Source organism: Rhodococcus sp. LB1 (genome assembly GCF_001583455.1).
Lineage (GTDB): Bacteria > Actinomycetota > Actinomycetes > Mycobacteriales > Mycobacteriaceae > Rhodococcus_F > Rhodococcus_F opacus.
In genome coordinates this window covers 1-3,442 of the sequence record NZ_LTCZ01000288.1, presented here as the reverse complement: position 1 = coordinate 3,442, position 3,442 = coordinate 1, and the positions used below count along the sequence as shown (strand labels likewise).

Annotated in this window: 1 protein-coding gene; it reads right to left on the bottom strand. The window is 69.8% G+C overall.

The features are described from left to right. The coding region (locus tag AZG88_RS29505) for a condensation domain-containing protein (RefSeq protein WP_231914256.1) at nt 1-3,363 on the bottom strand (3,363 nt) is incomplete at its 3' end. Nucleotides 3,364-3,442 lie beyond the last annotated feature (79 nt).

Below are 3,442 nucleotides of genomic sequence, written 5' to 3'. Positions count from 1 at the left end.
CACATCCACACGAGCCAACGTGACATCCGGATCGGAGGCCATCACCTCGAGCACCCGGATGACCCGGCCGGCCGTCGCGTCGACGGTGGCCCGGTCGACGAGGTCGGGTCGGTAGTGAAACGTCATGCGCAGCTGCGTGTCCACCGAGAAGGCGACGCTCAGCGGATAGTGTGTGGCGTCGACGCCGCTCACGTCGACCACCCGGATGCCGGCGAGGTCGGTGTCTTCGGTCAGGCCTCCCCGGTCGATCGGGTACGACTCGAAGACGGTTGCCGTGTCGAACCCGATGTCGGGACCGGCTGCTCGCTGGATGTCGGCGAGACCGAGGTGGTGGTGGTCGAGGAGGGCTGCCTGTTCCGCTTGTGTCCGGTCGAGCAGCCGGCCGAGCGTTTCCCGGGGGTTCAGCGTGATGCGTGTGGGCACGGTGTTGACGAACAACCCGATCATCGATTCGACGCCGGACAGGTGCGGCGACCGCCCGGACACGGTGCTCCCGAACGTCACGTCGTGGCGGGAAGTCGCTGAACCGAGCACGATGCCCCACGCCACCTGAGTCACCGTGTTCAGCGTCGTGTTGCGGGTACGCGCGAGGGTGGTGAGGTCGGCGGTCAGTTCCTCGGACACGGTGAACCGAGCACTCTCGGGAGGAGCCGACAGCGGCCGCCCGCGTGCGTCGGGCAGGAGCAGCGTCGGACCGTCGACGCCGGCGAGCGCGGTCGCCCACGCCACTCGCGAGTCCGCAGGGTCCCGGCGATGCAGCCACGACAGGAAGTCTCGGTAGGGCCGGGGTCGCGGCAACGCCGAAACATCGTCGTCTCCGGCCACATAGAGCGCGAGCAGCTCGCGGATCGCCAGCGGCATCGACCATCCGTCGAGGAGGGTGTGATGATTGGTCCACACGAGCCGGGATTCGTGGCTGCCGGTCGTCACGAGCAGGAACCGCACCAGTGGGGCCCGGGACGTGTCGAACGGCGTGGCCCGGTCGGCGGTCAGGACCCGGTCCAGTTCGGCGGACCGCGCGACCTCGGGCAGACCCGTGAGGTCGATCTCGCGGAGCGGGAGGTCGACGGCCGCGGGTACCACCTGGACGAATGTTCCGTCTCGGGCGGGGACGAACGCCACCCGCAGATTCGCGTGCCGATCCAGCAATGCCGTGGCGGCGCGGCGCATCCGGGACGGGTCGACGGCACCCTTCAGGTGCAGTGCCACCTGGACGGTGTACGCGTCGATCGACGGTTTCGCGAGCAGGGCGTGGAACAGCAACCCGGCCTGCAGGGGTGCGGGCGGCCACACGTCGGTGAGCGCGCCGAAGCGCTCCTCCCACGTGTCGAGGTCGGCCTGGGTCACGTCGACGAGGGGAACGTCCGACGGTGTGAGTCCGCCTGCGTCCCCACTGTGAGAGTGGGCCACCAACGCGGACACACACTCCCGCCACCGTTGTGCCAGCCGCTCCACGTCGGCGTGCGCGAGCAGGGTGTCCGGGAACCCGAACCCGACCCGGAGTCGTCCGCCGATCACGATCGCGTTGACCTCGACGGCGGCAGACGCCGGCATGTCGGGGTCCGGGACGTACCGCAGGTCGCCGAACCCGTCGGCGGGACTCCAGCCGACCGCCGTGTCGCCGTCCGCCGAATCCGGAACCTGACCGAGATAGTTGAAACTGATCTGCCCCGGTTCCGTTCCCGGCAGGCTGCCCGCGGTCTCCGGGTTCAGGTAGCGGAGCAGTCCGTAACCGATGCCCATGTCGGGGACTTCCCGAAGGTGTTCTTTCACGCGTTTCACGGCGCTGCCGACGTCGTGGCCGCCGACGAGTGCGTTGTCGAGGTCGATGCCGCGGAGATCGACGCGCACGGGGAAGACCGTCGTGAACCAGCCGACGGTGCGGGACAGGTCGGCACCGGGCACCACCTGCTGCTCCCGGCCGTGCCCTTCCAGCCGGATCAGCATCGACGTGCCCGGGATCCCCCGCTCCGCACGCCACCTCGACGCCGCCACCACCAGCGCCGTCAGCAGGACGTCGAGGACACCCCCGTGATACAGCTCCGGGAGGCGTGTGAGCAGAGCGGACGTGTCGTCGCGGGAGGTCTCGACGCTCACGTCCTGCAGCGCGGTCGCGAGGTCCCGGCCCGGATCGAGGGGGCGTTCGGTGATCAGCGGGTCGGGTCCGGCGACGACGTTCTGCCACCACCCCAGCTCGGCGGCTCGCTCGCTCCGGAGGGCTTCTTCGGCCAGCGCGTGCGCCCATCGGCGCATCGACGTCGCCGGTTCCGGGAGGGCCGGTACGCTCCCGGTACTGATCTGAGACCAGGCAGCTGCGAAGTCGGGCAGTAGAATCCGCCACGACACCCCGTCGACCGCGAGGTGGTGTGCCACCACGATCAATCGTCCGGTTCGTGCCGGGGGCGCGGCGGCGGGCCGCGGGTCGAGCCAGACGAACTGGACGACCACCCCGTCGGACGGGCGCAGCCTCTCCACGGCCGCTTGGTGCTCGGCCGCGATCAGGTCTGGCAGCGTGACGGGATCGGACTCCGGGTCGAAGACGATGCGACGGACCAGTGAGTCGGTGTCGATCTCGGTCGCGGCACGAGTCTCCATCTGCCACTGCCCGTTCGCGTCCTGGTAGAGCCGCGACCGCAGCATGTCGTGTCGCGCGAGCACCGCGGTGACGGCCGCGAGGAGCCGGTCCGAGTCGATGCCGCCCGGGAGGTCGAGCAGCACGCTCTGGCTGAACCGCTCGAAGTGCCCGCCGCGCTCGATCAGGTACCGGACCACCGGGGTCGGCGGGAACGTGCCGATTCCGCCGCCCGCGAGTTCGGCGAGCGCAACTGTGGTCTCACCGTCGGTGATGTCCGATTCTGCCGCGAGCGCGGCCACGGTCCGGTGCTCGAACACCTGCTGCGGGGTGAACACCAGTCCTCGTGCCTTGGCGCGGGATACGAGCCGGATCGACAGGATGCTGTCGCCGCCCAGCGCGAAGAACGACTCGTCCAACCCGACCTGGCCGAGCCCGAGCACTTCGGCGAACACCGACGCCAGCGTGTGTTCCGCCGCTGTTCGTGGCGCGCGGTGGGGTCCGCGCGCCACGACGGGTGCGGGGAGTGCGGCACGATCCAACTTCCCACTCGCCGTCACCGGCAACTCCCCCAACACCACCACCACCGACGGCACCACACCCCCCGGCAACACCGACCCCGCAAACTCCACCACCACACCCGGATCCACCCGCACCCCCACCTCCGGCACCACATACCCCACCAACCCACCACCCTCACCCACCACCACCGCAGCCGCCACCACCCCCGGACACCGCCCCAACACCGACTCCACCTCCCCCAACTCCACCCGCTGCCCCCGCACCTTCACCTGAAAATCAGCACGCCCCACAAACACCAACGACCCCAACCCATCCCACCGCACCAAATCCCCCGTCCGATACAACCGC